The organism is Gemmatimonas sp., from assembly GCF_044345575.1.
Classification (GTDB): domain Bacteria; phylum Gemmatimonadota; class Gemmatimonadetes; order Gemmatimonadales; family Gemmatimonadaceae; genus Gemmatimonas.
Map to the genome: position 1 here is coordinate 15,414 of NZ_JBIJAW010000006.1, position 20,368 is coordinate 35,781.

Annotated in this window: 16 protein-coding genes, 1 tRNA gene and 1 pseudogene; 10 read left to right on the forward strand and 8 right to left on the reverse strand. The window is 65.5% G+C overall.

Annotated elements, in window-relative coordinates; all coding sequences use genetic code 11:
• The first annotated feature begins 56 nt into the window (after nt 1–56).
• The 4 genes from ACIQ6O_RS01000 to ACIQ6O_RS01015 all read left to right on the forward strand — a co-directional run bounded on the left by ACIQ6O_RS01000 (nt 57) and on the right by ACIQ6O_RS01015 (nt 6,757).
• Nucleotides 57–2,189, forward strand: coding sequence for a cyclic nucleotide-binding domain-containing protein (locus ACIQ6O_RS01000; RefSeq protein WP_396205895.1), 2,133 nt, complete (start codon nt 57–59; stop codon nt 2,187–2,189).
• Nucleotides 2,190–2,312: 123 nt separating this feature from the next.
• A complete protein-coding gene (locus ACIQ6O_RS01005; protein ID WP_396205896.1) occupies nt 2,313–3,866 on the forward strand; it encodes a hypothetical protein in 1,554 nt (517 codons plus the stop codon).
• Between the two features lie 3 nt (nt 3,867–3,869).
• Nucleotides 3,870–5,165: a hypothetical protein gene (locus ACIQ6O_RS01010; RefSeq protein WP_396205897.1), complete on the forward strand. Its 1,296-nt coding sequence runs from the start codon at nt 3,870–3,872 to the stop codon at nt 5,163–5,165.
• Nucleotides 5,166–5,197: 32 nt separating this feature from the next.
• Nucleotides 5,198–6,757 (forward strand): hypothetical protein, encoded by a 1,560-nt coding sequence (locus tag ACIQ6O_RS01015; protein WP_396205898.1) that lies wholly within the window; start codon nt 5,198–5,200, stop codon nt 6,755–6,757.
• 115 nt (nt 6,758–6,872) lie between these two features.
• On the opposite strand, the gene ACIQ6O_RS01020 is transcribed toward ACIQ6O_RS01015, so the two are convergent.
• The 5 genes from ACIQ6O_RS01020 to ACIQ6O_RS01040 all read right to left on the reverse strand — a co-directional run bounded on the left by ACIQ6O_RS01020 (nt 6,873) and on the right by ACIQ6O_RS01040 (nt 11,649).
• Entirely contained in the window at nt 6,873–7,940 is a 1,068-nt protein-coding gene (locus ACIQ6O_RS01020) for a hypothetical protein (RefSeq protein ID WP_396205899.1), read from the reverse strand.
• Nucleotides 7,941–8,033: 93 nt separating this feature from the next.
• On the reverse strand, nt 8,034–8,702 hold the full coding sequence (locus ACIQ6O_RS01025; RefSeq protein ID WP_396205900.1) for a thioredoxin family protein: 669 nt from the start codon (nt 8,700–8,702) through the stop codon (nt 8,034–8,036).
• Nucleotides 8,699–8,911 carry a hypothetical protein gene (locus tag ACIQ6O_RS01030; protein WP_396205901.1) on the reverse strand — a complete coding sequence of 71 codons (213 nt, stop codon included), beginning with the start codon at nt 8,909–8,911 and terminating at the stop codon, nt 8,699–8,701. Before ACIQ6O_RS01030 ends, ACIQ6O_RS01025 begins: the two co-directional genes overlap by 4 nt.
• Nucleotides 8,904–9,680 (reverse strand): Stp1/IreP family PP2C-type Ser/Thr phosphatase, encoded by a 777-nt coding sequence (locus tag ACIQ6O_RS01035; RefSeq protein WP_396205902.1) that lies wholly within the window; start codon nt 9,678–9,680, stop codon nt 8,904–8,906. Before ACIQ6O_RS01035 ends, ACIQ6O_RS01030 begins: the two co-directional genes overlap by 8 nt.
• Nucleotides 9,681–9,759: 79 nt before the next feature.
• Entirely contained in the window at nt 9,760–11,649 is a 1,890-nt protein-coding gene (locus tag ACIQ6O_RS01040) for an ABC transporter ATP-binding protein (protein WP_396205903.1), read from the reverse strand.
• Nucleotides 11,650–11,714: 65 nt separating this feature from the next.
• On the opposite strand from ACIQ6O_RS01040, the gene uvrA reads away from it, so the two are divergent.
• From uvrA to ACIQ6O_RS01070, 6 genes are all read left to right on the forward strand, one after another.
• On the forward strand, nt 11,715–14,564 hold the full coding sequence (uvrA, locus tag ACIQ6O_RS01045) for an excinuclease ABC subunit UvrA (protein ID WP_396205904.1): 2,850 nt from the start codon (nt 11,715–11,717) through the stop codon (nt 14,562–14,564).
• A 92-nt stretch (nt 14,565–14,656) separates the two neighbouring features.
• Nucleotides 14,657–14,729, forward strand: a tRNA-Asn gene (locus ACIQ6O_RS01050).
• Between the two features lie 324 nt (nt 14,730–15,053).
• On the forward strand, nt 15,054–15,548 hold the full coding sequence (locus ACIQ6O_RS01055) for a type II secretion system protein (RefSeq protein ID WP_396205905.1): 495 nt from the start codon (nt 15,054–15,056) through the stop codon (nt 15,546–15,548).
• Nucleotides 15,545–15,946, forward strand: a complete 402-nt coding sequence (locus ACIQ6O_RS01060; RefSeq protein ID WP_396205906.1) for a prepilin-type N-terminal cleavage/methylation domain-containing protein — start codon at nt 15,545–15,547, stop codon at nt 15,944–15,946. The genes ACIQ6O_RS01055 and ACIQ6O_RS01060 overlap by 4 nt, the downstream gene beginning before the upstream one ends.
• Nucleotides 15,934–16,848, forward strand: a complete 915-nt coding sequence (locus ACIQ6O_RS01065) for a prepilin-type N-terminal cleavage/methylation domain-containing protein (RefSeq protein ID WP_396205907.1) — start codon at nt 15,934–15,936, stop codon at nt 16,846–16,848. Before ACIQ6O_RS01060 ends, ACIQ6O_RS01065 begins: the two co-directional genes overlap by 13 nt.
• Nucleotides 16,849–16,874: 26 nt before the next feature.
• Nucleotides 16,875–18,092, forward strand: a complete 1,218-nt coding sequence (locus ACIQ6O_RS01070; RefSeq protein ID WP_396205908.1) for a hypothetical protein — start codon at nt 16,875–16,877, stop codon at nt 18,090–18,092.
• A gap of 16 nt (nt 18,093–18,108) precedes the next feature.
• Here the strand turns inward: ACIQ6O_RS01070 and ACIQ6O_RS01075 are convergent, their stop codons facing one another.
• From ACIQ6O_RS01075 to ACIQ6O_RS01085, 3 genes and pseudogenes are all read right to left on the reverse strand, one after another.
• Nucleotides 18,109–18,972 (reverse strand): alpha/beta fold hydrolase, encoded by an 864-nt coding sequence (locus ACIQ6O_RS01075; protein ID WP_396205909.1) that lies wholly within the window; start codon nt 18,970–18,972, stop codon nt 18,109–18,111.
• 296 nt (nt 18,973–19,268) lie between these two features.
• The gene (locus tag ACIQ6O_RS01080; RefSeq protein WP_396205910.1) at nt 19,269–20,132 is read right to left on the reverse strand and encodes an MOSC domain-containing protein; all 864 of its coding nucleotides are present in this window, start codon (nt 20,130–20,132) and stop codon (nt 19,269–19,271) included.
• Nucleotides 20,129–20,368 (reverse strand): annotated as a pseudogene (locus ACIQ6O_RS01085) (amino acid permease); the annotation flags it as partial. The pseudogene ACIQ6O_RS01085 and the gene ACIQ6O_RS01080, both read right to left, overlap by 4 nt.

Genomic DNA, 20,368 nt, shown 5'->3' on the forward strand with positions numbered 1-20,368 from the left:
CGACACTACTCGGACCGCTAGGCTGGACAGACGCTGGCGAGACTGCAGCACACGAGATGGCATCACGTTTCACGGAAGTCCGACTTGCCGCTGGAGAGGTGCTGATCACTGCGGGCGAACTCGGTGAGGAACTCTTTCTGGTGGAATCCGGCACGCTGGATGTGATGGCCAACGTGGCCGGGCGCATCGTGGCCGTCGGTCAGGTGCTGCCGGGGCAGGCCGTCGGTGAGATGCAATTCGTACTCGGCGGACGACGAACCGCCACGGTTCGCGCCAGTACGCCGGTCGTCGCCTTTCGTCTGGCCCGCAATGATTTCGAGGAACTTCAGCGGCAATGGCCTGCGCTACACGGGAACCTACTGTCCCTCACCCGCGAACGCATCTATCGCAGCCAGCTTCGTGGTGCGGTGTCGCGCACCTTCGCCGACGCACCTCCGGCCTTCGCCGAGGAACTGGAGCGGGTCGCGGAATGGGTAGAGTTGCGCTGTGGCGACGTATTGTTTCGTGAGGGGGACGCCGCTGACGGCTGGTATCTCATCGTCACAGGTCGGCTCCGTGTCATCAAGGAAGCCAATGGATCGTCCCCGGCGCGTATTCTGCAGGAAGCCGGTGCAGCCGAGAGTCTTGGCGAAATGGCCATCCTCTCCGGTGCCCCGCGCGCGGCCACCGTGGTGGCGCTTCGGGATTCGCTTGTCGCCCGTATTCCGACAGAGGATTGCCTCCGCATCGCCCAAGGTCATCCGCAGCTGCTGTTGGCGATCAGTCGCACCCTGATCTCGCGCTTGCATACCCCCACACAGAGCCCGCGTCGCATCGACCGGTTGGTCGTAGCCCTCCTGCACACGACACGCAATCCGATCCTCGACAGCTTCGCACGCGATTTCTCAGCGGCTCTGCGACGGATCAGGCCGACGGCGCATGTGACGCCGGCGATGCTGACCGAGACGGGCGTGCTGGGTGAAGGCGCAAGACTCGATGCGGGACATCCTTCGTGGCTGCGCTTCCGCGGATGGCTCGAGTCGGTGCTCCTCGACGAGCCATTCGTCGTACTCGATCTCGGGCCAGACGAGTCGGTTGCGGCCGAACACATGATCGGCCAGGCAGACCATGTGGTGCTCCTCGGCGACGCCAGCTCGAAGATCGAGCATTCTGAAGTGGTGCAAGGCGTGTTTGCTGCTGGCACGCCCCGTCACTATCGGCGGCACCATACGCTGGTGCTCGTCCATCCCGCCGGCACGCGCCACCCCCGCGGAACGCGTGCGTGGCTCGACACCTGCAACGTAGACCGGCATCTCCACGTGCGTGTCGACCGGGCCGAGGATGCTGCCCGTGTGGCACGCGCCCTGACCGGGCGCTCCATCGGCGTGGTGCTTGGTGGCGGCGGCGCCCGCGGCTTTGCGCACCTCGGCGTGATCCGAGCTTTCCGCGAGCTTGGCCTTCCTGTGGACTACGTGGGCGGCACCAGCATGGGCTCCATCATGGCCGGTCAGGTTGCCCTTGGCCTCAATCACGAGGAATTGGTCGCACTCAATCGTCCGATCGTGGCGCTACGCCCATTCAATGAATACACGGTGCCCGTCGTGGCGCTGCTCAAGACGGAGAAGATCGCCCAGAGTGCCAAGATGGCCTTCGGCGACACGCTCATCGAGGATCTCTGGCTACCGTACTTCGCCGTGTCCGCCAATCTGACGACAGCCACCCCGTGCATTCACGAATCCGGACCCACGTGGCTGGCCACACGCGCCAGTGGATCGCTTCCGGGCATTGCCGTGCCCGTCGTTCAGAACCGGGAGTTGTTGGTGGACGGAGGTATCGTCGACAATTTGCCGGTCGGCATCATGCACGACCGCTGCGGTGGCGGCCCGGTGATCGCGGTCGATGTAAGTCCGGCGGAAGACCTGCGCATGACGCGTGACGCCTTTCCGTCCCAGTGGGCCCTTCTCGGTGAGCGCATTCGTCCGGGGGCCCGCTCCAAAGAGCTGCCTAGCATTGCCGACATCCTCATGCGGACAACGCTCCTAGCCAGCGCGGCGCAACGCGAGCGCAGCTGGCGCGAGGCGGATCTCGTACTCAATCCGCCCATCGAAGCCTTTGGCATGCTCGCCTTTGAGCAACTCGACACGCTGGTCGAAATCGGCTATCAGCACGCCATGAGCAAGGCGGAGCAGATTCGCGCGTTGATCGTTTGACGCTTCCCTGAAGGGCCGGGCTCCCAAACGGCCCATACGCTGCAGGCCCGATGTTCTTTCCCGCACCAACGTCCCCGCACCAACGTCCCCGCACCAACGTCCCCGCACCAACGTCCCCGCACGATGACCAAGCCTGTACCTGTTCCCGACGACAAGCCCGCGCTCGAGTCCATCTCGGACCCGCATACAGCCGGCCTCTTCAAGCTCGTGCGCGTAGCGGCGGACAAGTTTCGTCGCCTGAGTGCCAGTGACCTCCCGAAGGCATGGCGCGAGGCCAGCCCCACCCTGCCGACTTTGAAGGTACCCGACGTCAGCAGCCGCCTCGAGGTGCTGGCCAGCGACGACGATGCCGTGGTGCGACCGAAGCCAGTGCAATTGCTCCTGCGCTTCAACAACGCTTGGCTCCCATTCCGTGATCACGAGGAGACGTGGGGGAGCCCCGAGGAGGCAAGGCAGGGACTCGAGAAGAAGCTCGGCCACTATCTTCCCCCAGCGTCTGTTGAATGGGCAGACGCGGGCGAGACGACCAACGATCTCTGGGCGCGACAGGCACTCGGCTCGCAGAACCTGCGACGCATCACGCCGGAAGACAACGCGCAGCTCGGCGAGGTCTACGTCAGCGCCTTCGAATTCATGTCGAAGTACAGGGTGCGTGATGGCCTGCTCCCGTACGGCGGGGATGCCTTCATGACCGCCGACGGCCGCGTCGTGCGTATTCGTCTGCACGGTGCCGACTACCGCCCGGGTGATGCCGGATGGGCGCACGCCGGATTCGTGTACCGGAGTTCGTCACTTGTCTGGAGCACGCTATCCGACCACGTGTTCCGCTGCCATTACCTGTTCATGAATCCGGTGTTGATGGCTACGAAGCGCCTGCTGCCGCTTGAAGAGGGGCTCCGGCACTTCCTAGCGACGTTCCATTACCGTACGGCAGCGATCAACCACGGTGGCGTGTTCACGCTCGTGCCACCGGGCGGCATGTTCCATCGCACCACCGGCTTCGACTGGGAGACGCTGCAGCACGTATATGAGGACTGCCTCAACAGCTTCCGCTACGAAACATTTAAGGACAGCGTCACACGCCGGGGACTGACCCTCGACACCCTGGGCCGCGATCATGCGCGCTTCATGCCCTCCGTCAGCGACGGCATGGAGTACTGGACCCGCACACGAGCCTTTGTCGACGATGTGTGTGACCGCTCCGGCGCCATCGCGGCCGCGCTCGGACGCGGCCGTGACGCAACCAACCGGTGGTGGGATGCCATCGCGCACGCCTACCCTGGCGGACTTCCGGAGCTCAGCGACGAGACGCTTCGCGACATGCTCACGCAGATTGTTTTCACCGTATCGGCGACGCATGAGCATGTCGGCAATGTGGCGCAGTACATCCGCAACCCAACGCTGGCTGCGGGCAAGCTGTGGCCGGGACAGACGATCGCCGACAAGCAGAGCAGCTTGCATTTGTGCGTGGTGGGCGCCATCACGGGGCTCGAGATGCCAAAGCTCATGGAAGACTTCTCACACATGATGCCGGACGAGTATAGCCGGCAGGCCGTGCGCACCTTTCAGAACAACTTGGCAGACTGGCAGGTGGAGCTCGACGAGCGGAATACACAACGCGTGCAACCGTTTGTCTCGTTCTCGCCGCGTGAGCTCTCGTGTTCGATCGCCATCTGAACCATGGCCTACCCCTTTCTTTGTCACGACATCCGGCTGCGCTCCGCACCGGACCTGCCACTCCCCATTCCGAGCACGCGGCATCCCTCGCGTGCAGGTTGGGTGAATCACGGCATTCGCTTGTATCAGGAGCACTTCGGTGAGGCCGACTATCTCCGGTACAGCCGCGAACAGTTCGGCCTGCCGTTGCCGCCGAGCGGCCCGGAAGGTCGCAAAGCTCTGCAGGCCATCTCGCGCAAGCTCGCCTTCGGCTTCGCGATGAACGGCCTGAAGGTGGGGCGACGTAGCACCCACATGCCCGGCGTCGGTGCGACGGGGGTCCTCACCATTCTCGCCAACCCGGACGTTCCCGAGAGCGACTTTTTCGTACCCGGTCGCCGGTTCCCGGTGCGCCTACGGCACTCGAATGCGGCCTTCGTTGACGATGCCGGCGTGGTACCGCGCGGCTGTGCGCTCAAGCTCACGCAGGCCCCCACCGGCGGGCCGCTCGACCTCGTGTTCAACAGCGGTATCGCCGGCGAGATCTTCTTCGATGCACGCAACTTCTGGGACTTCACCATGGCGCGGCTCAAGGTCACGCCGACGGAGTGGTCGTCACAAAAGGAATATGTACGAAAGTACCCGGCCGCATTCATCGGGGCGATCGACGCGCATCGCGAGGCGCCTTCGTCGTACGCCGACCTTATGTATGCCTCGAAGATTGTGATGGAATTCCGGGCGCGCGATGGCCGTCGTCGCTTCATGCGGTATCGGCTCTTGCGCCCCGACCTCGAGCGCGAATCCGGGCTGCTGTCCGAAGCGCGACAGCGCAACATCTGGTACATGCTACGCAATCCCGACGATGATCGTCCACGCGACTACCTGCGCGAAGAGTTCGTGAGACGTGTACGGCGCGGTGGTGTCACCTACGTGCTCCAGATGCAGTTTCTGGAGTGGGACGACGACCGTCACACGCACGAAGTCTTCAGCGCGGCGCGCGCGTGGGACGAGGTCGAACACCCGTGGCACGACGTGGCTCGCGTGGAACTCACCGACCCGATGGAGACGGCTGATACCGAGGCGACCCGCGCGTCCATCACCGTGCATCCGGAGTGCCTGCGCGTGCCCGACGCCGATCACCCCAGCGATCCCCGTTCCCTCGCGTGGCTGCGGACGCAGGTCTATCCGCTGCATCAGGTAGCCCGGCGCCTCCGCTGGCTCGTCGGTATCCCCCCAGCTCGTTTCCCGGCCAAGGACGAAATGATCGAGTTTGGCCCCGGAGGGCGCGCGAGCGGTCCCCTCCCCTCGGTCGGCGCCTAGCTCCCCCCACCTTCATGTCATCCTCTCCGATCGTGACTCATCACACCGTGCCCCGCCCGACGCTGGGTGTCTATGAATGGACGTCGATCGTCGGTGCCATCGTCTATTTCTCGCTGCCGCTGTTCGCGCTCAACCCCGAGTGGTTCACACGTCTCAGCGGTACGACCCTCTCCGCCCAGGGGCTGATCGACCTCCAAGTGCTGTTCGGGCTAGTGACGCCAATTGGGCTCATCTACCTCTACGGCGTCGCGAGCCGTGCGCTGTCGCTTTTGGACATGACGCTGGCCTGGCGCCTGGCTTGGGTTGCGCCGTGGCTCGTCCTGAGTGTGGCGCGCGGCTCCATCTCGCCGCGGGTCGCGCTGCTGTTCGGGAGCGCCGACGTCGGGCTGCCGCTGCTTGCCATCGCGCTTGATCCCCGTGCGCGGGGCGCACTCGGTCGATTGCGAGCGCACTTTGCGACGCCCTTCGAGCGCTTCGGTCAGCGTCTGCTGTTCGTCCTGGCGCTGCTTGGGCTCGTGGGCGTCACGCTAACCTCCGCCTACACCCTGTGGCTCCCGGACGCCGGCTGGGCCGAGAGCTTCGGCATTTCGGTGACAGGATGCTACTTCCTCGGCCTGCTGTGGGCGGCGCGCGCGGAGTGGCCCCGCGTCCGCTGGTTCATTCTCGGCGTGCACGTGCTGCTTGGTTCGGCCCTCGCGAACGCGGTGGCGGCAGGCGTGACCCGTGAATGGGCGATCGACCTCCTGGTCTTCACAGTGGTGACGACCTACGTGTCGATCTATTCGATTCTCTGGCATGCGCCGCGAGTTCGGGGAATCGGTCGCGCGTCCTTTTCGCGCTGGCTCATCCTCGGCGGCGTCGCGACGGCAGGGCTCTCCGCCCTTTGGGCCCTTGGCATGCCATCGTATGGCCCTACCTGCTCGGTACTAGCCGTAAACATTCACCGCCAGGATCTCATTATTGCCGGCTTCGCCGTGCTTGTTGGCGTTCTGGTGGCCGAGGTATCACAGCGTGCCCACTGGCACTCCGCCGTGATCGCGTGGCTGCTACCCTTCTCCGCCGTCTGGTTCACCACTGCCACCAAGGCCCTCTGTCACTTTGGAGTGGGGTCACCGTTCCACCCCTCGTGGACCGCGCGCGGCCTGGCTCCAGTCTGGGGCGGCTCAAACGCCATGGATGTGGAGTTCTGGTTCGCGACCATGCTGATGACCGCCGTGTCCACGACGTTCACAGCCATCGTCCTGTTGCTGCACATGAACACGCGCGGCTGGCGGCGCCTCGGGTGGCACGGCATCGCGGTGATTCTCGTCTCGGCGATCTGGATGGTAATGACGACGAGCGGAATGCCGACACCGCTGCGTGCTATGGCCGACGCGGGCGCAGTACCGCGTTTCCTCCCGGGAGACCCGATCGCCGCAGTTGCCGTACATGTGCGCGATCTGCTGCTCGGGATGGTGCTCATTGCGGCCGGACCATTGCTCGACCGATGGTCGCCAGAAACGAGTCGTGCCGTAACCGGAGCCGTGATCATCGCTTGGTTGCTCTCGCTGGTACCGAAGCTCTTCGTACACCTGCAGCTTGTGGGTGCGTGAGCACTGAAGCCCTGCCGCGCATCACCCTGGAAAGAATGCACGAACCGCCTGCCCGGAGTTTCCGGGCAGGCGGTTCGTGTGTAAGGCGCGCCGGTGAAAGTGGGAGCCCCTACCCTCAGGCGTTCGCAGCGCGGCGCACCCACCGGGTGAACGCTCCGCTGCCCACCCAGCCGACCGTGCCGGCAAGCGTGAAGACTAGTCGATACGCCGGTGGAAGCTGCGTGGCGAAAAAAAAGTGACGGTCAAAACCAATCATGAAGAGCACCGTGGAAACGACCATCATTACGAAAATGATGTAGTTGTCATTCCGGTGCGCGTCCCAATCGTACGGACGGCCCTGCACCTGCGTACGGTACAGCACCCAGCCATTCACGATGTCCAGCACGGGGTAGAGCGAGACCAACCCGAGGAGTTCGACGGTGTACATCCACTCGAAGTGCATGTGATCGAGCGTGAACAAGCGGTAGAACAGTACCACCAGCAACGGAACCCACGCGACAACGCTGATCGCGTGTTGAATGACCAGCGGTTTCAGCTTCGCGGGCCGGAATATCGTGGCGTGGCAAACCACGTTGAGGAAGGATATGGAGAATGCTGCAAACAGGGCGTGCCGCAGCCACGGCATGTCCTCCGGCGTGATGCGCGGGAAAAACCCCGTGTCGTTATCCTCCTGCATCCGGTACATCGCGAAGCCCGTAAACCACATGGTGTACGTGGTGCTGAGCCAGAACTTCCGGGCCAGTTCGTTCAGGCGTGACCGGCCACGCATGCCACGAGTAACGGCCAATACCGTCAGGAAGACGATGATCGAAAGGGCACCGAAAAGGTGAATCCCATCGGCCAGTACCCGCCAGAAGGTCCGAGGCCCCTCAATCGAGTGGCGCGTGAACATTGAATACGCGGGGGCCTTTGCATATTCGGGAAGAAGAAACTCGCAATTGCCGAGCGGTTGCAGAAACGGGTTCGTCCCTGGGGGGGCGACCCGTACGCATGGTTCGGGTGTCACCGCGACTCGGCTTTCGAACAGCTTGGCGTGGAGCCCCGAGAGCGGACGGCCATCGAGCATTCGCACAGCCTCAGTGACCACTCCGTAGAGGAGCGCGAGTGCGATCAGCGTCGTAACGACAATGATGAGCTTTGCGACCGGGCTTGTCCCCTCATCGTCTAGCGTGGCCTTAGCCATTGTCTGCCTCTTGCGGAGAAAAAGGGAAGCGAACTCAGCTGTACGGCGCGCAGGATGCACCATTGCGCAACGTGTCGCAATACCTCGCTCGAATCAGGGCTGCTTGCCGCGGTCGCAGAGGGCATTGCCTCTCGCGGCCGCTTCCAGCATCTCCACCGTCTCGCGCGCGATCGAGGCCCCCAGATCCTTGGCGTAGAACGCCCGGATCCCCGCGTGCACGGAATCGAGTGACACCGTGGCGCGCGCCGCCGAGGCCCATTCACGCAGCGCCTTGGGTTGTTCCACGATGCAGCCGCGCTCGGCGCCGGTCCCGTCGAGCAACAGGTACGTCGGCGTGGCCGTACGACCGTCGAGCGACCGGTGGGCCTCCTGTACGGGGCGGCCGGCCGCGGGGAGCACGATGCGAAGATCAATTCCCGCCTGCGCGGCGAGACGCGCCACATACGGCACGCTGTTCATGGAGTCTCCGCACGCGTCGATGGCCACCACGAGGATGCGCCATCCGCTCCCGGCGACCTTTGCCCGCTGCACAAGGGCCGCATCCACCTGCGCACTGTCGGCTAGCCGCACCCACCCCTCTCGCCGCGCCTTGGCCGCCGCCACGAAATCAGAGAACGGCTGGCCACTGGCGTGCAGCGCCAGGAGCGTGCTGTCAACGGCCGCCTGCCGGACCACAGAGGCGACCGGCTGGCAGCGATGGGCCGCAGGCGCGCCGCCGAGCGCGGCGAACATGGCGGCAAGAGGAAGCGCGGACAGGCTCATTCGCGTGGCTCCACATGAGACGATGGCGGCCCACCGGCGCGCTGCGCCTGGCCGTGGGCATCCGCCAGTTTGCGGCCGATGCCGCGATAGAAGGCGGCGTCGAGGGGCTTTCCCTCCTCCTGCAGCGAGAGCGCACAGCGCTCCAGCGCGTACAGCAGGTTGCCGAGATACAGCTCGGCCAACCCACCGACCGTCGGCTCGTCAGCCAAGCACGGCGGGCATTTCGCCCGTGGCGATACCCGTGACCTTGATCACCTGAATCACGATGGCCGTGATGTTGTCGAGCCCACCCCGACGGTTGGCCTCGGTGATCATGGTGTCCACCATGCGGCCCGGGGTCTGGCGCGACTCGAGAATCTTCTTGAGCTGCGGATCTTCGAGCATCCCGGTGAGGCCGTCAGAAGCCACCAGATACAGATCACCCACCTGAATCTCACCGGTGAGGACATCCGCCTCCACCACGGCGTTCGCCCCGACGCACCGCGTGATCACGTTGCTGTAGGGGTGATAGCGCGCCTGCTCCGGCGTGAGGAAGCCGGCGTCGACCTGCTCCTGCACGTAGGAATGGTCCTTGGTGATCTGGCGGAGTTCGCCATCGCGGAGGAGATACACCCGCGAATCACCGATATGACCGATCAGGTACCGCCCCTGACCCATCAGAAGGCAGGAGGCGGTAGTTCCCATCCCCTGCTTTTCGGCTTCCTGGATGGTGCGCTCGTAGATGGCACGATTCGCCGCCTTCAGTGCCTCCGCCATCCGCGTCCCTGCATCGCCCGCGGTCAGATCGCGGACATTCGTCAGGTCACGGGCGACAATCTGGACCGCCATCTCGCTGGCCACTTCTCCGGCGGCGTGTCCCCCCATGCCATCCGCGACGATGAAGAGACCACGCTCTTGATCGGCGTCCGCATAGAGACTGTCTTCGTTGCCTGCCCGAATACGACCGACATCGGTACCGGCGGCGACAGAAAGCTGCACGTGGGTGGGGTGCGTGTCCGAGGGGAAGTCGAGGGAACGACGGCGTCTGCGACGGGTAGTCGCAGGGCCACAGGCGAAGCTACCCGACAGTTGCGTCGGTTGGCAAGCGTGCGGGTGCCCCCTGCGGCAACTTGTCGGTGGGAGCACTGCGCGAGACTTCCCCGCCCTGCAGGCGAAAGAGCCGCTCGTACGTGCCGCGCGCCGCGAGCAGCTCGTGGTGGGTGCCGCGCTCCACCACCTGACCGTGATGCAGCACGAGGATCTCGTCGGCGCTGGTGATGGTGCTCAGTCGATGCGCAATGGCGATCGTGGTGCGCCCATCCATGAGGGTGGCAACCGCCTGCTGAATCTCCGCTTCGGCATGGGAGTCCACGGCACTCGTGGCTTCATCCAACAGCAGCAGCGACGGATCCACCGCAATGGCACGTGCGAAAGCGAGCAGCTGCCGTTCTCCCACGCTCACCCCGGCCCCCCGCTCGCCGAGTTCGTGGGACCATCCACCGGGAAGCCGCGCGATGACGCGATCGGCGCCAACCCGCGCCGCGGCGTCCTGCACCGACGACAGCGGGACGCTGTCGAAGAGCCGCAGGTTCGCCGTGACGTCACCGGCGAACAGAAAGATGTCCTGCTGGACGTAGGCCACGAGCGATCGGAGCACATCGAGCGGCAGCTCCCGAACGTCGCGCCCATTCACGAGGACCCGCCCCCGCTGGGGATCGTAGAAGCGCAGCAGCAGGTTCACGATCGTGCTCTTGCCCGCCCCCGTATGTCCCACGAGCGCAAGACTCTGCCCGGGAGCCACCCGAAAACTGACATCGCGCAGCACCCACTGCTCACCGTCACTCCCCGTGTCGTACGCAAACCACACGTGGTCGAACTCCACGGTAATCCCCTCCCGCGCCAGCGCCGCCACCTGCTCGGCCCGGTCGGGGGTCGAGGTGAGGCTCGCGGATGCGGGTGTATCGAGCAGGGCGAAGAGGCGCTCAGAGGCCGCCATGGCCCCCTGCAGGATGTTGTATTTCTCGGAGAGATCCTGCAGCGGCTGGAAGAACCGGCGCACAAGCTGCAGAAACGCGGCCACCGTCCCCACCGTGGCGGCACCAGCGGCCACCTCGCCGCGTGCCGTCACCAGGAGACTCGCCAAGGCAAGCGTGGTGAGTAGCTCGATGACCGGGAAATACAGCGCGTAGACGGTGATCGACCGCAGGTGCGCCACCAGATGCGCATCATTGCGCTCGGCGAATCGCTCGCGCTCCTGCTGTTCGCGACCGAAGAGTTGCACGAGCCGCATGCCGGCGAGCCGCTCACCCACATAGGCATTGAGCTGTGCCAAACGCGTCCGGATCTCCCGATAGGCGCGCCGCACCCGATGCTGAAACACGCGCGAGGCGAGCAGCACGAAGGGAATGACGACGAAGGCCGCCAGCGCCAGCCGCCACTCCACGAGGAGCATGACCACACCGATGGCGAGCAGGGAGAACAGGTCACCCAACCCCGACACCACGCCGGACGCGAACAGTTCGTTGAGGGCCTCGACGTCGCTGGTGACCCGTGTGACCAGCCGGCCCACAGGCGTGCGGTCGAAAAAGGAGATCGGCAGGCGCTGCAGGTGCGCGAACACCGCGTCGCGCAGATCGCGCATGACCCGCTGCCCGAGCAGCGACGTGAACCACGTCTCCCCGTACGCCGCGGCGAATTGCACGACGAGCAGCCCGGCAAATGCGGCGGCGGCCCGTTGCACCAGACCGGGATCGCGCGCCGGCCACGCAACGTCGATGACCCAGCGGGTGAGCAGCGGGGTGGCCACCTGCATGGCCGCGGCCACCGCAATGCAGCCGAGGGCCGCGCCCACGAGCGACCGGTAGGGCCGGACGTACGACGACAGCCGCCGAACGAGTCGGGCGTCGTACACGGCGCCGAGCACGTCGTCGTCGGGCGGCGCGGATCGGGCGGCGGCGACTGGGGGCATGGACTGCGCAATCTAGCGAAACGTTTTTGCGGAACGCATTTGCACGGTCGGATAGTTTTGACGGGATGAAGGACAAGATCCGCATCCGTGGCGCGCGCCAGCACAATCTGAAGGGGGTCGACCTCGATCTTCCGCGCCGGGCCATAACCGTCGTCACCGGGGTGTCCGGTTCAGGCAAGTCGTCACTGGCCTTCGACACGATCTACGCCGAGGGGCAGCGTCGGTACGTCGAATCGCTGTCGGCCTATGCCCGCCAGTTTCTCGAGCGCATGGAGAAGCCCGCGGTCGACGTGATCGAGGGGCTCTCGCCGGCGGTCGCCATCGAGCAGAAGAATCCCACGCGCACCTCGCGGTCCACCGTGGGGACCGCCACGGAGATCTACGACTACCTGCGCCTGCTCTGGGCACGCGTGGGCCGCACATACTGTCGGGTGTGCAACCGCGAGCTGCGTCCCGACACCGTGCAATCGGTGACGGACGTCGCGCTCGCGTTGCCGGACGGGACCCGGTTCATGGTCGCGTGCCCCCTGGTGCGCTCGGCGCAGGTCACGCACGCCGTGATCGCCGAGAATCTGCGCGCGCGCGGCTTCGTCCGCATCGCCGTGGGCACCGGCACCTCCTTCGCGGTGCACCATCTCGACGACCTCACCGAAGAGACCCTCGACCTTGCCGCCACTGCCGACGTTTTGGTGGTGATCGATCGCTTGCGGGTGGAACCGGCCGGTCGCGGTCGTATCGCCGACGCGATCCAGACGGCCTTTCAGGAGGGGGACGGCGACGTGGTGCTGCTCTTCCCCGAGGTGGTGGTGCCGCCGCCGGGACTGGGCGCGGCCCCCGACGGGACCGCCGTGACTCGCCTCGCGTTCACGGAGCGATTCGAGTGCGCGAACGACGGCACGCGCGCACCCACCCCTACGCCGCAACTCTTTTCGTTCAACAATCCACGCGGCGCCTGCGCGACCTGCAATGGCTTCGGCGCCACGTTGAATTACGACGAAAAACTGATCGTGCCCAATCACGACCGATCGCTCCGCGACGGCGCGATCGACCCGTGGACCGCCCCGCGCTACGAGAAGCAACGTCGGCTCGTGGTGGATTTCGCCCGCGCGCTCGGGGTGTCGCCGGATGCACCGTGGAAGTCGCTGCCGGCCAAGGCGCGCCACGAACTGCTGCACGCGAAGTCACGACAGTACACGGGGATCTATCCCTTCCTTGTTGCGCTCGAAGAGAAACGGTACAAGCAGTACATCCGCATCTTCCTGCGGAAGTATCAGAGCGCGCAGGACTGCGCGGACTGCGGCGGCAGCAAGCTGCAGCCCGAGGCCCTGCAGGTCCGCATCGACGGGCGGACGATCGCCGATGTCGCGCGCCTTCCCGTACGGGACCTGCACACGTGGGTCGAACAGCTCACACTGGCCGGCAGCGAGGCGCAGATCGCCGAGACCGTGCTGCGCGAAGCGCGCGCCCGTGTGCGCTTCCTCAGCGACGTCGGACTCACGTACCTCACGCTTGACCGGGCGACACGCACCCTGAGCGGTGGCGAGGCGCAGCGCATCACCCTCGCCAATGCCCTCGGGGCGGCGCTGGTTGATGCCACGTACGTGCTCGACGAACCGAGTATCGGCCTGCATCCGCGCGATCTCGACAAACTGCTCTCGCTGCTGGCGCGCCTGCGCGACCTCGGCAACACGGTCATCATGGTGGAGCACGACCTCGAGGCCATGCGCATCGCCGACTACATGGTGGAAATGGGGCCGGCCGCCGGGGAGCACGGGGGCCAGGTGGTCTTCGCTGGTCCCATTGCCGACGTGGAGCAGAGCCCGCTCACGGGGCAGTATCTCACGGGAGCGCGTCGTATCGAGCTGCCATCGACCCGCCGGCCGTTGGGCAAGCGGTGGATCGACCTGCGCGGCGCGCGTGCGCACAACGTGCAGGGGGTCGACGTGCGCATCCCGCTCGGCGCCATGACCGTGGTAACCGGCGTTTCGGGTTCGGGCAAGAGCACCCTCGTGCACGACGTGCTGTTTCACGCCATCGAATCACGGCTCCACGGGGAACACTCCGCCAAGGAACACCTGGGCGAGACGGTTGGCGGTTTCGTGTCGCTCTCGGGGGACGAGCATCTCGATGATGTGGTGCTTGTGGATCAGAGCCCCATCGGCAAGTCACCGCGCTCGAATCCGGTGACCTACGTGAAGGCCTATGACGAGATCCGCCGTCTCTTCAGCGAGGTGCCGCTGGCGCGCACGCGGGGGTACGGCCCGGGGCACTTCTCCTTCAACGTGGCCGGCGGCCGCTGTGAGCATTGCGAGGGGGCGGGCGCGCTTGAGGTGGAGATGGTGTTCATGGCCGACGTGTTCGTACCGTGCGACGCCTGCGGCGGCAAACGCTTCAAGCCCGAGGTGCTCGAGGTCCGGCTCAAGGGGCGCACGATTGCCGACGTGCTCGAGCTCACCGTGGACGAAGCGATCAAGTTCTTCCCGCGGGAGGACAAACTCGCGCAGGCGTTGTGGCACGTGCAGCAGGTGGGGTTGGGCTATCTCCGCCTCGGCCAGCCGGCCACGACCCTGTCCGGTGGTGAGGCACAGCGCCTCAAGATCGCCCGCGAACTGGCACTCACGGCCCGCGGGAGCGCGCGGAAACTCTATGTGCTCGACGAGCCCACCACGGGGCTGCACCTCGAGGACATCCGCCGGTTGGCGCAGGTGTTCGAGCGCCTGCTCGACCAGGGGCACACCCTGCTGCTCATCGAACACAATCTTGACGTCATCAAGCTGGCGGATTGGATCGTGGACATGGGCCCCAACGGTGGCGATGGCGGGGGGCAGGTGGTGGCCATGGGCCGTCCCGAGGAGATCGTGGAGGTGGAAGCCTCGCACACGGGCCGCTGGCTGCGCACCGTCCTCAGCCGGTGAGACCGTCGACCCGATGCCCCGCTTGACTCCACTGCCCTGCTGGTTGATTATATGAGGCTCTGGCGCGCCTCTGGCGCTCCGGAACGCGGTATTCCCGGGTAGCTCAGGTGGTAGAGCAGGTGACTGTTAATCACCCTGTCGGGGGTTCGAGTCCCTCCCCGGGAGCTGGTCCAACGTGATAAGGAACCCCCGTGGCGCTCACACGAGCACCACGGGGGTTTCCTTTTTGGGAATGCCGTGCGGCATTCGCGCGGCGACCGGTGGCAGAATGCGGGCGCAGCGTCACACTGCGGGCACAGTGTAGTTCAGAATGTCCGAATGAATGACATTTCATGTTGAGTCGGCGCCTCATAGTGCGTCGTGACAACAGAAGCCCTCTGCGATCTGTCGGACGCAACCAGCGCACCGTTTCGTGAGGGGCATATGACGCGGGCTCGCTCCTTGGCCGTTTCGGTTGGACACGACGCTCGGCTCACTGGCTTCCCTGTCATGACGTCCTCCCCGAATCGCCGTCGCGACGGTTACTCGATGATCGAGTTGCTTGTCGTCATCGTGTCGCTGGCCATCGTGTTCTCGATGGTCGCGCCGCGCGTCACTGCCATTCGCGAAAGCACGTCGTTGCGCGCAGGACGCCAGCAACTCACCACGGCCTTCAGTGCCGCCCGTGCGGCGGCGCTCCAGAAGGGGCGGCCCTCGGCGCTCGTGATCAACGGGAACGAGGTGCGGGTACGGGTGCGGAGTGGCCTCAACAATGCCAACGTGCTCGTCCTCGGCCCCATCCGCTTCGATGTGGCGCTGGGAATGACCCTTGAACCCCTCAGTGGGGCGCCGGACAGCGTCGCGTACAACCAGCGTGGCATGATGAGCACGGTGATGCCCGCCGCCGATCAGGTGCTCCGGTATCGGCTGCGCTATGGGTCGAAGGCCGACACGCTGTGCATCAGCGCGGCTGGTCTCATTCTCCCCAAGGGCTGCGCGCTATGACGAACCCGTCGGTGTGCCACCGTCGTCGGCGGTCGCGCGTGCGCGATGCCTCCCGACACGGCATGACGCTGTTCGAGGTGCTTATTGCCGTGATTATGCTCGCCGTGGCCGTTGGCGGCCTGCTGGGCAGCTCGGCCTCGGTGGCTCGCCAGATGGGCGGCGGAAACACCCAGACGGTCGCCGCGAGCCTGGCCCAGGCACGCCTCGACTCACTTACGAGTCTGTCCTGCGCCCAACTCGACGCCGGCGCCTCGAGCGGGAGCACGCTGCAACGTGGGGTGCGGGAGTCGTGGACCGTGACCGACGGGCGGAACGTCAAAACCATCGACGTGCGCATACGTATTCCCCGTCGTTCGAACGAACTTCGCTACCAGATGGTGATTCCATGCCGCGACTGATCCGCGCCCGGCGAGGCTTCTCCATCACGGAGCTGCTCATCACGCTGGGCATTCTCGGTATCATCGGTTTGATCGTCTCGCGTCTGATGATCGGCCAGCAGCGATTCTTTCAGCGCACCAACGAACAGGTGGGCATGCGCCGTGAGCTGCGGTCGGCCATGAGTCTGATTCCGGCCGATTTGCGCTCCGTGTCGTCGTCCGGGGGGGATCTCACGGACTTCAGCGCCAATTCGATCCAGTTCCGGGCGGTCATCGGCGCGTCGATGATCTGCAACAAGATCAGCGGCACGCAGATGGACCTCCCGCCACTCGACATGGCCCGCAACACGCTGACGAGCTGGTACTCGACACCTATGGAGGGTGACACGGCCTGGGTGTTCAATGATTCCCTGTCGCGCGGCGCGGAAGACGACGAGTGGAAGCCGTTGCGCATCACGGGCGTCACACAATCGGCGACGTTGTGTCCGCTGTCTCCATATCTCGACGCCGCGCTGGATGCCGGCAAGCCGCGCTTCCGCATCACGCTCGCCGGCAATATGGGTGACTCCGTCAAAACGGGATCCGCCATCCGTTTCACCCGCAGTACCCGCTACACCCTGCAGGCACAGAGCAGCGGTGCGTGGTACATCCATCGCAGCGAATACCAGGCGGGGGGCTGGACGACTCCAGTGGCCGTCGGCGGCCCCTATGCGCCACCGACGGCGAACGGTGGCGGGATGCGCTTCGCCTATTTCGACAGTCTTGGGGCCCCCATCAACAGCGTTGCGCTCTCTCGCAGTGTGTCGCGAATCGATCTGCTGCTGCGTGCCCGGGGCCAGAGTAGTTCCGGCCAATTCGGTACGACCTCAACCGAGAACACCGATTCCCTCGCGTTCCGCATTGCCCTGAGGAACCGGCAGTGACCCACGGTCCCCGTCCCCACTCATGCATGTTGGAGGGTCAGGTGCACACCGAGTCGCCCGAATCCACCGTCCCCGCCACGGCCGCCGCACGAGCGATCCACCGGCGCGCCCGTCGCGGCATGGCCCTTTTGCTCACCCTCGTGGTGGTCGTCGTCCTCGCGATTCTCTCCACGGGCGCGATCATCAGCGCCATGCAGGACTTCCGCGGTGGCCGCAACGCCCTCGTGGAGCAGCGGGCGTTCGCGGTGGCCGAGTTTGGGCTGAATGCCGAGATCTCCGACTGGGATCGCTCGCGGAACCTACCGCCGCCGACGGGCATGGCCATCGGCGCCATTGATTCCGCCAATGTGTTCGTCGATCAGAACGACACGGCCAAGGTGTTCATTCAGCGCCTCACCGACAATACGTTCTGGGTGCGTTCCGTCGGCCGCGCCAGCATCGGCAACGAACAGCTCGAAGCGCAGCGTATGACGAACATGGTGGTTCGCATCGCGTACCCCACCATCAATCCCGGCGGCGCCATCACGACGGCGGGCAACATTCGCGTGCAGGGATCGGCGGAAATCACGGGCCGCAACACCAACCCGAGTGGCTGGACCCAGTGCGCGAACATTGCCGCGCGCGACACGTTTGCGATCTCGTACGCCCCCGGCCGCACCGTGAACATCCAGAAGCCGAACCTGGTAACGGGAGGCGTAAACCCCGATCCGGCCGCCGGCGACTCCAACACCTACGTGCGCTACGGCACGGAGAGCTGGAACTCGCTGGTGGCAGCCGCCGACATCAAGTTGCCGAGTGGATCGTATGGACCGGAGCCGGTGGGCACGGCCACGACCTGCAGCACCGGCAACACCTCGAATTGGGGCGAACCGCTCCGCGTGAGTGGCGGCGGCGCTACGTACACGGCCGGGTGCAAGGACTATTTCCCCATCATCTACATCAACGGGAACGCCACACTGAGCCGTGGGCGAGGCCAGGGCGTGCTCCTGGTGAACGGGGACGTGCGCACCGTCGGCAACTTCCAGTGGTATGGGCTCATCATCGCCCGTGACGACATCGTGAAGGGCGCGGGCACGTTCGACCTATGGGGGAGCGCCATGAGCCGCAACGCCAACGTGACCGACGACAACGACATCGTCGGCAACTCGAACTTCCAGTGGTCGAAATGCGCCGTGGAGTCGGCGCTGCGTGGCTCGGCGATCCTGACCCGCACGAAGGAACGGAGCTGGGCGCAGCTGTACTGACCGCCCAATCACGGGGTCAGCTCGTTGATTCGCTCACGAAGTTCACGGCGGCGGTGATCACGGACGGGTCCCGCAGGATTCGTCGGTGTCCCACGCCGTCGACCGGGAACAGTGCCGCCCCCGGCCACGCGCCTGCCAGCCGCTCCCCATCGCTGAACGGCACCTCCTTGTCATCCTGCGCGTGCACGACAAGTCCGGCCGTCCGCACGCTCGCGAGCAGGTCGGGAAGGTCCACGGTGGAATGTCCGCGACCGGCGACCTGCGCACGCAACCGCTCGACGAAGTGCCGAGTGACCCCCGACGGCATATGCATCGCGTGCGCAAAGCGGTGCAACACATCATGCATGGAGGAAGGGCTGGCAATCACCACCGCCCGACGGGCCTCCAGTCCGCTGGCGAGCGCAATCGCGATTGCCCCACCGCCCATGGAGTGGCCGATAGCCCCGAACGGGGCACCGTGACGCGCCGCCATTTCATGCAGCGTTTCGGCGAACAAATAGGGATCCGCGTACTTGCCCCGGGCGTCTCCATGTGCAGGGCCGTCCACACCGATCACGCGAAAACCGGCGGCGAGCAGCGGGGGCGCGAAGTGAGCGAACTGCGTCGCCCGTCCTTCCCAGCCGTGCATCAGCACCACCGTGCGCGGGCCGTCGCCGGCGATCAGCAATGAGGCGCCATTGGGCAGCCGCTCTCTCGTGCCCATGGCCTCGAACTGCCGCTCCCATTCCCGGGGGGTGAACCGCCGCGGCGTGGAGAAGAGGCGCTGGTTCAGGCGCGCGACCACCCGCGGCGCGACGCGCCCGAGTGTGCGGTTGGCCCCGCGAATGATGCGGAGCGAGGTGGGGACCTGCGGGTCGGGTTGGCGGGCGCTATCGGTCACGCAGGGATTCTAGGGCACCGGGATGCCGAAACCCACACCCCGGACCAAGTCGATGGACCAAGTCGATCTCGCCACAGCGGAGAAACAAAGAAAAGGGGGAACTGATATTGGGAGAAAAGGAGGGTGGGAGAAAATGAGGCGTTGGTGTTCAACCGCACATCACCATGACTCTTTTTCTCCTTTTCCCCTTTTCTCCCAATTTCAGTTCCCCCTTTTCTCCCGTTCTCTATACGTACTCAGTCGGGCTTGTCGACTTTCAGGGAGGAAGAGCCGCTGATCAAGCAGCGTTCATCCGCTTAGCGTGTGCCCAGAACATGCACGGTATCACCCACGTGGATGGTGCCCGGGGTCTCGTGGGTGGCGTTGACGCCGAACACCACCCCCTCACTGGTGCGCCGGTACCCGCCCCAGACCCGCAATGGTTCGAGCCCCTGCTCCAGCGTGTCCGGATCGACGGTGGTGAGCACACAGCGGGTGCACAGGGATCCCAGGCCGAAGCGGACGTCGCCGATTTGCACGAGGCTCCACCCATCCTCTTCGTGCGCCCCCAGCCCGTCGAGCCACACATTGGCGCGGAATCGCCGACGGTCGAGCGCCGCCGGCGCGCCCTGCTCCACGAGGCGCGCATTGAGCGCATCGACACTGGGCAGCCCGAGCATCAGCAGCGGGGCCCCGTCGGTAAAGGCCACGTGCCGTCGCTCAGCGGCAACGGGACCCGCATACTTCCGCTTGAGTGGACGCTGCGCGTCTTCGTCGAGGTACACGAGACGGCACGCACGCCCGATCACATCGCTGCACCAGTCCGCCGCGTCATCACCGGCGTCGAGCGCGAGGGTGGCATCGTCCCAGATGAATACCGGCCGCGCGATATGATCAGCGCCCGGCACCACCGCGGTGAACGTCGTGTGGCGCGGCGCGTCGAGCAGCAACGCCCCGTTCCGATCGGACGTGGCGAAGCGCGGAGTAATGTGCAACAGCGCGTGACACTCGCGCGCCGTGATGGCGTGCCCCTCCCCGTCCACCAGCAACCAGCGGCGATCACCCATCGCCCCGCGGTCGTCGAGGTGCAGCGTGTCGACACGGATGCCAGCTGCCGATTTGAGCGGATACACAGTGAGCGCGGCCACGCGCGGCGACATGATCCCAGGCGATGCAGTCATGCAGCAGTCGTCTCCCGACCTAGGCGTTGACGATTCCAATAGAGGTACACCGGCACCCCAAGCAGCAGCAGGCCGGCACCGCGCGCCGCATTGCCCGGGTTCGACTGAATGGATCCCACCACCACGTACAGCGCCGCCGCCACGAACACGATCGTCCCCAGCGGATGGAGGGGCGACGTGACCGGACTCCGTACCCCTCGCGCCCCATCGCGCGCCCGCAGCACGAACAGCGACGC

What these genes read in the sequence shown, in the direction of transcription:
- ACIQ6O_RS01000 (WP_396205895.1), top strand. Translation starts at nt 57, where the DNA reads ATGGCATCACGTTTCACGGAAGTCCGACTTGCCGCTGGAGAGGTGCTG.
- ACIQ6O_RS01005 (WP_396205896.1), top strand. Translation starts at nt 2,313, where the DNA reads ATGACCAAGCCTGTACCTGTTCCCGACGACAAGCCCGCGCTCGAGTCC.
- ACIQ6O_RS01010 (WP_396205897.1), top strand. Translation starts at nt 3,870, where the DNA reads ATGGCCTACCCCTTTCTTTGTCACGACATCCGGCTGCGCTCCGCACCG.
- ACIQ6O_RS01020 (WP_396205899.1), bottom strand. Translation starts at nt 7,940, where the DNA reads ATGGCTAAGGCCACGCTAGACGATGAGGGGACAAGCCCGGTCGCAAAG.
- ACIQ6O_RS01025 (WP_396205900.1), bottom strand. Translation starts at nt 8,702, where the DNA reads ATGAGCCTGTCCGCGCTTCCTCTTGCCGCCATGTTCGCCGCGCTCGGC.
- ACIQ6O_RS01040 (WP_396205903.1), bottom strand. Translation starts at nt 11,649, where the DNA reads ATGCCCCCAGTCGCCGCCGCCCGATCCGCGCCGCCCGACGACGACGTG.
- uvrA (WP_396205904.1), top strand. Translation starts at nt 11,715, where the DNA reads ATGAAGGACAAGATCCGCATCCGTGGCGCGCGCCAGCACAATCTGAAG.
- ACIQ6O_RS01055 (WP_396205905.1), top strand. Translation starts at nt 15,054, where the DNA reads ATGACGTCCTCCCCGAATCGCCGTCGCGACGGTTACTCGATGATCGAG.
- ACIQ6O_RS01060 (WP_396205906.1), top strand. Translation starts at nt 15,545, where the DNA reads ATGACGAACCCGTCGGTGTGCCACCGTCGTCGGCGGTCGCGCGTGCGC.
- ACIQ6O_RS01065 (WP_396205907.1), top strand. Translation starts at nt 15,934, where the DNA reads ATGCCGCGACTGATCCGCGCCCGGCGAGGCTTCTCCATCACGGAGCTG.
- ACIQ6O_RS01070 (WP_396205908.1), top strand. Translation starts at nt 16,875, where the DNA reads ATGTTGGAGGGTCAGGTGCACACCGAGTCGCCCGAATCCACCGTCCCC.
- ACIQ6O_RS01080 (WP_396205910.1), bottom strand. Translation starts at nt 20,132, where the DNA reads ATGACTGCATCGCCTGGGATCATGTCGCCGCGCGTGGCCGCGCTCACT.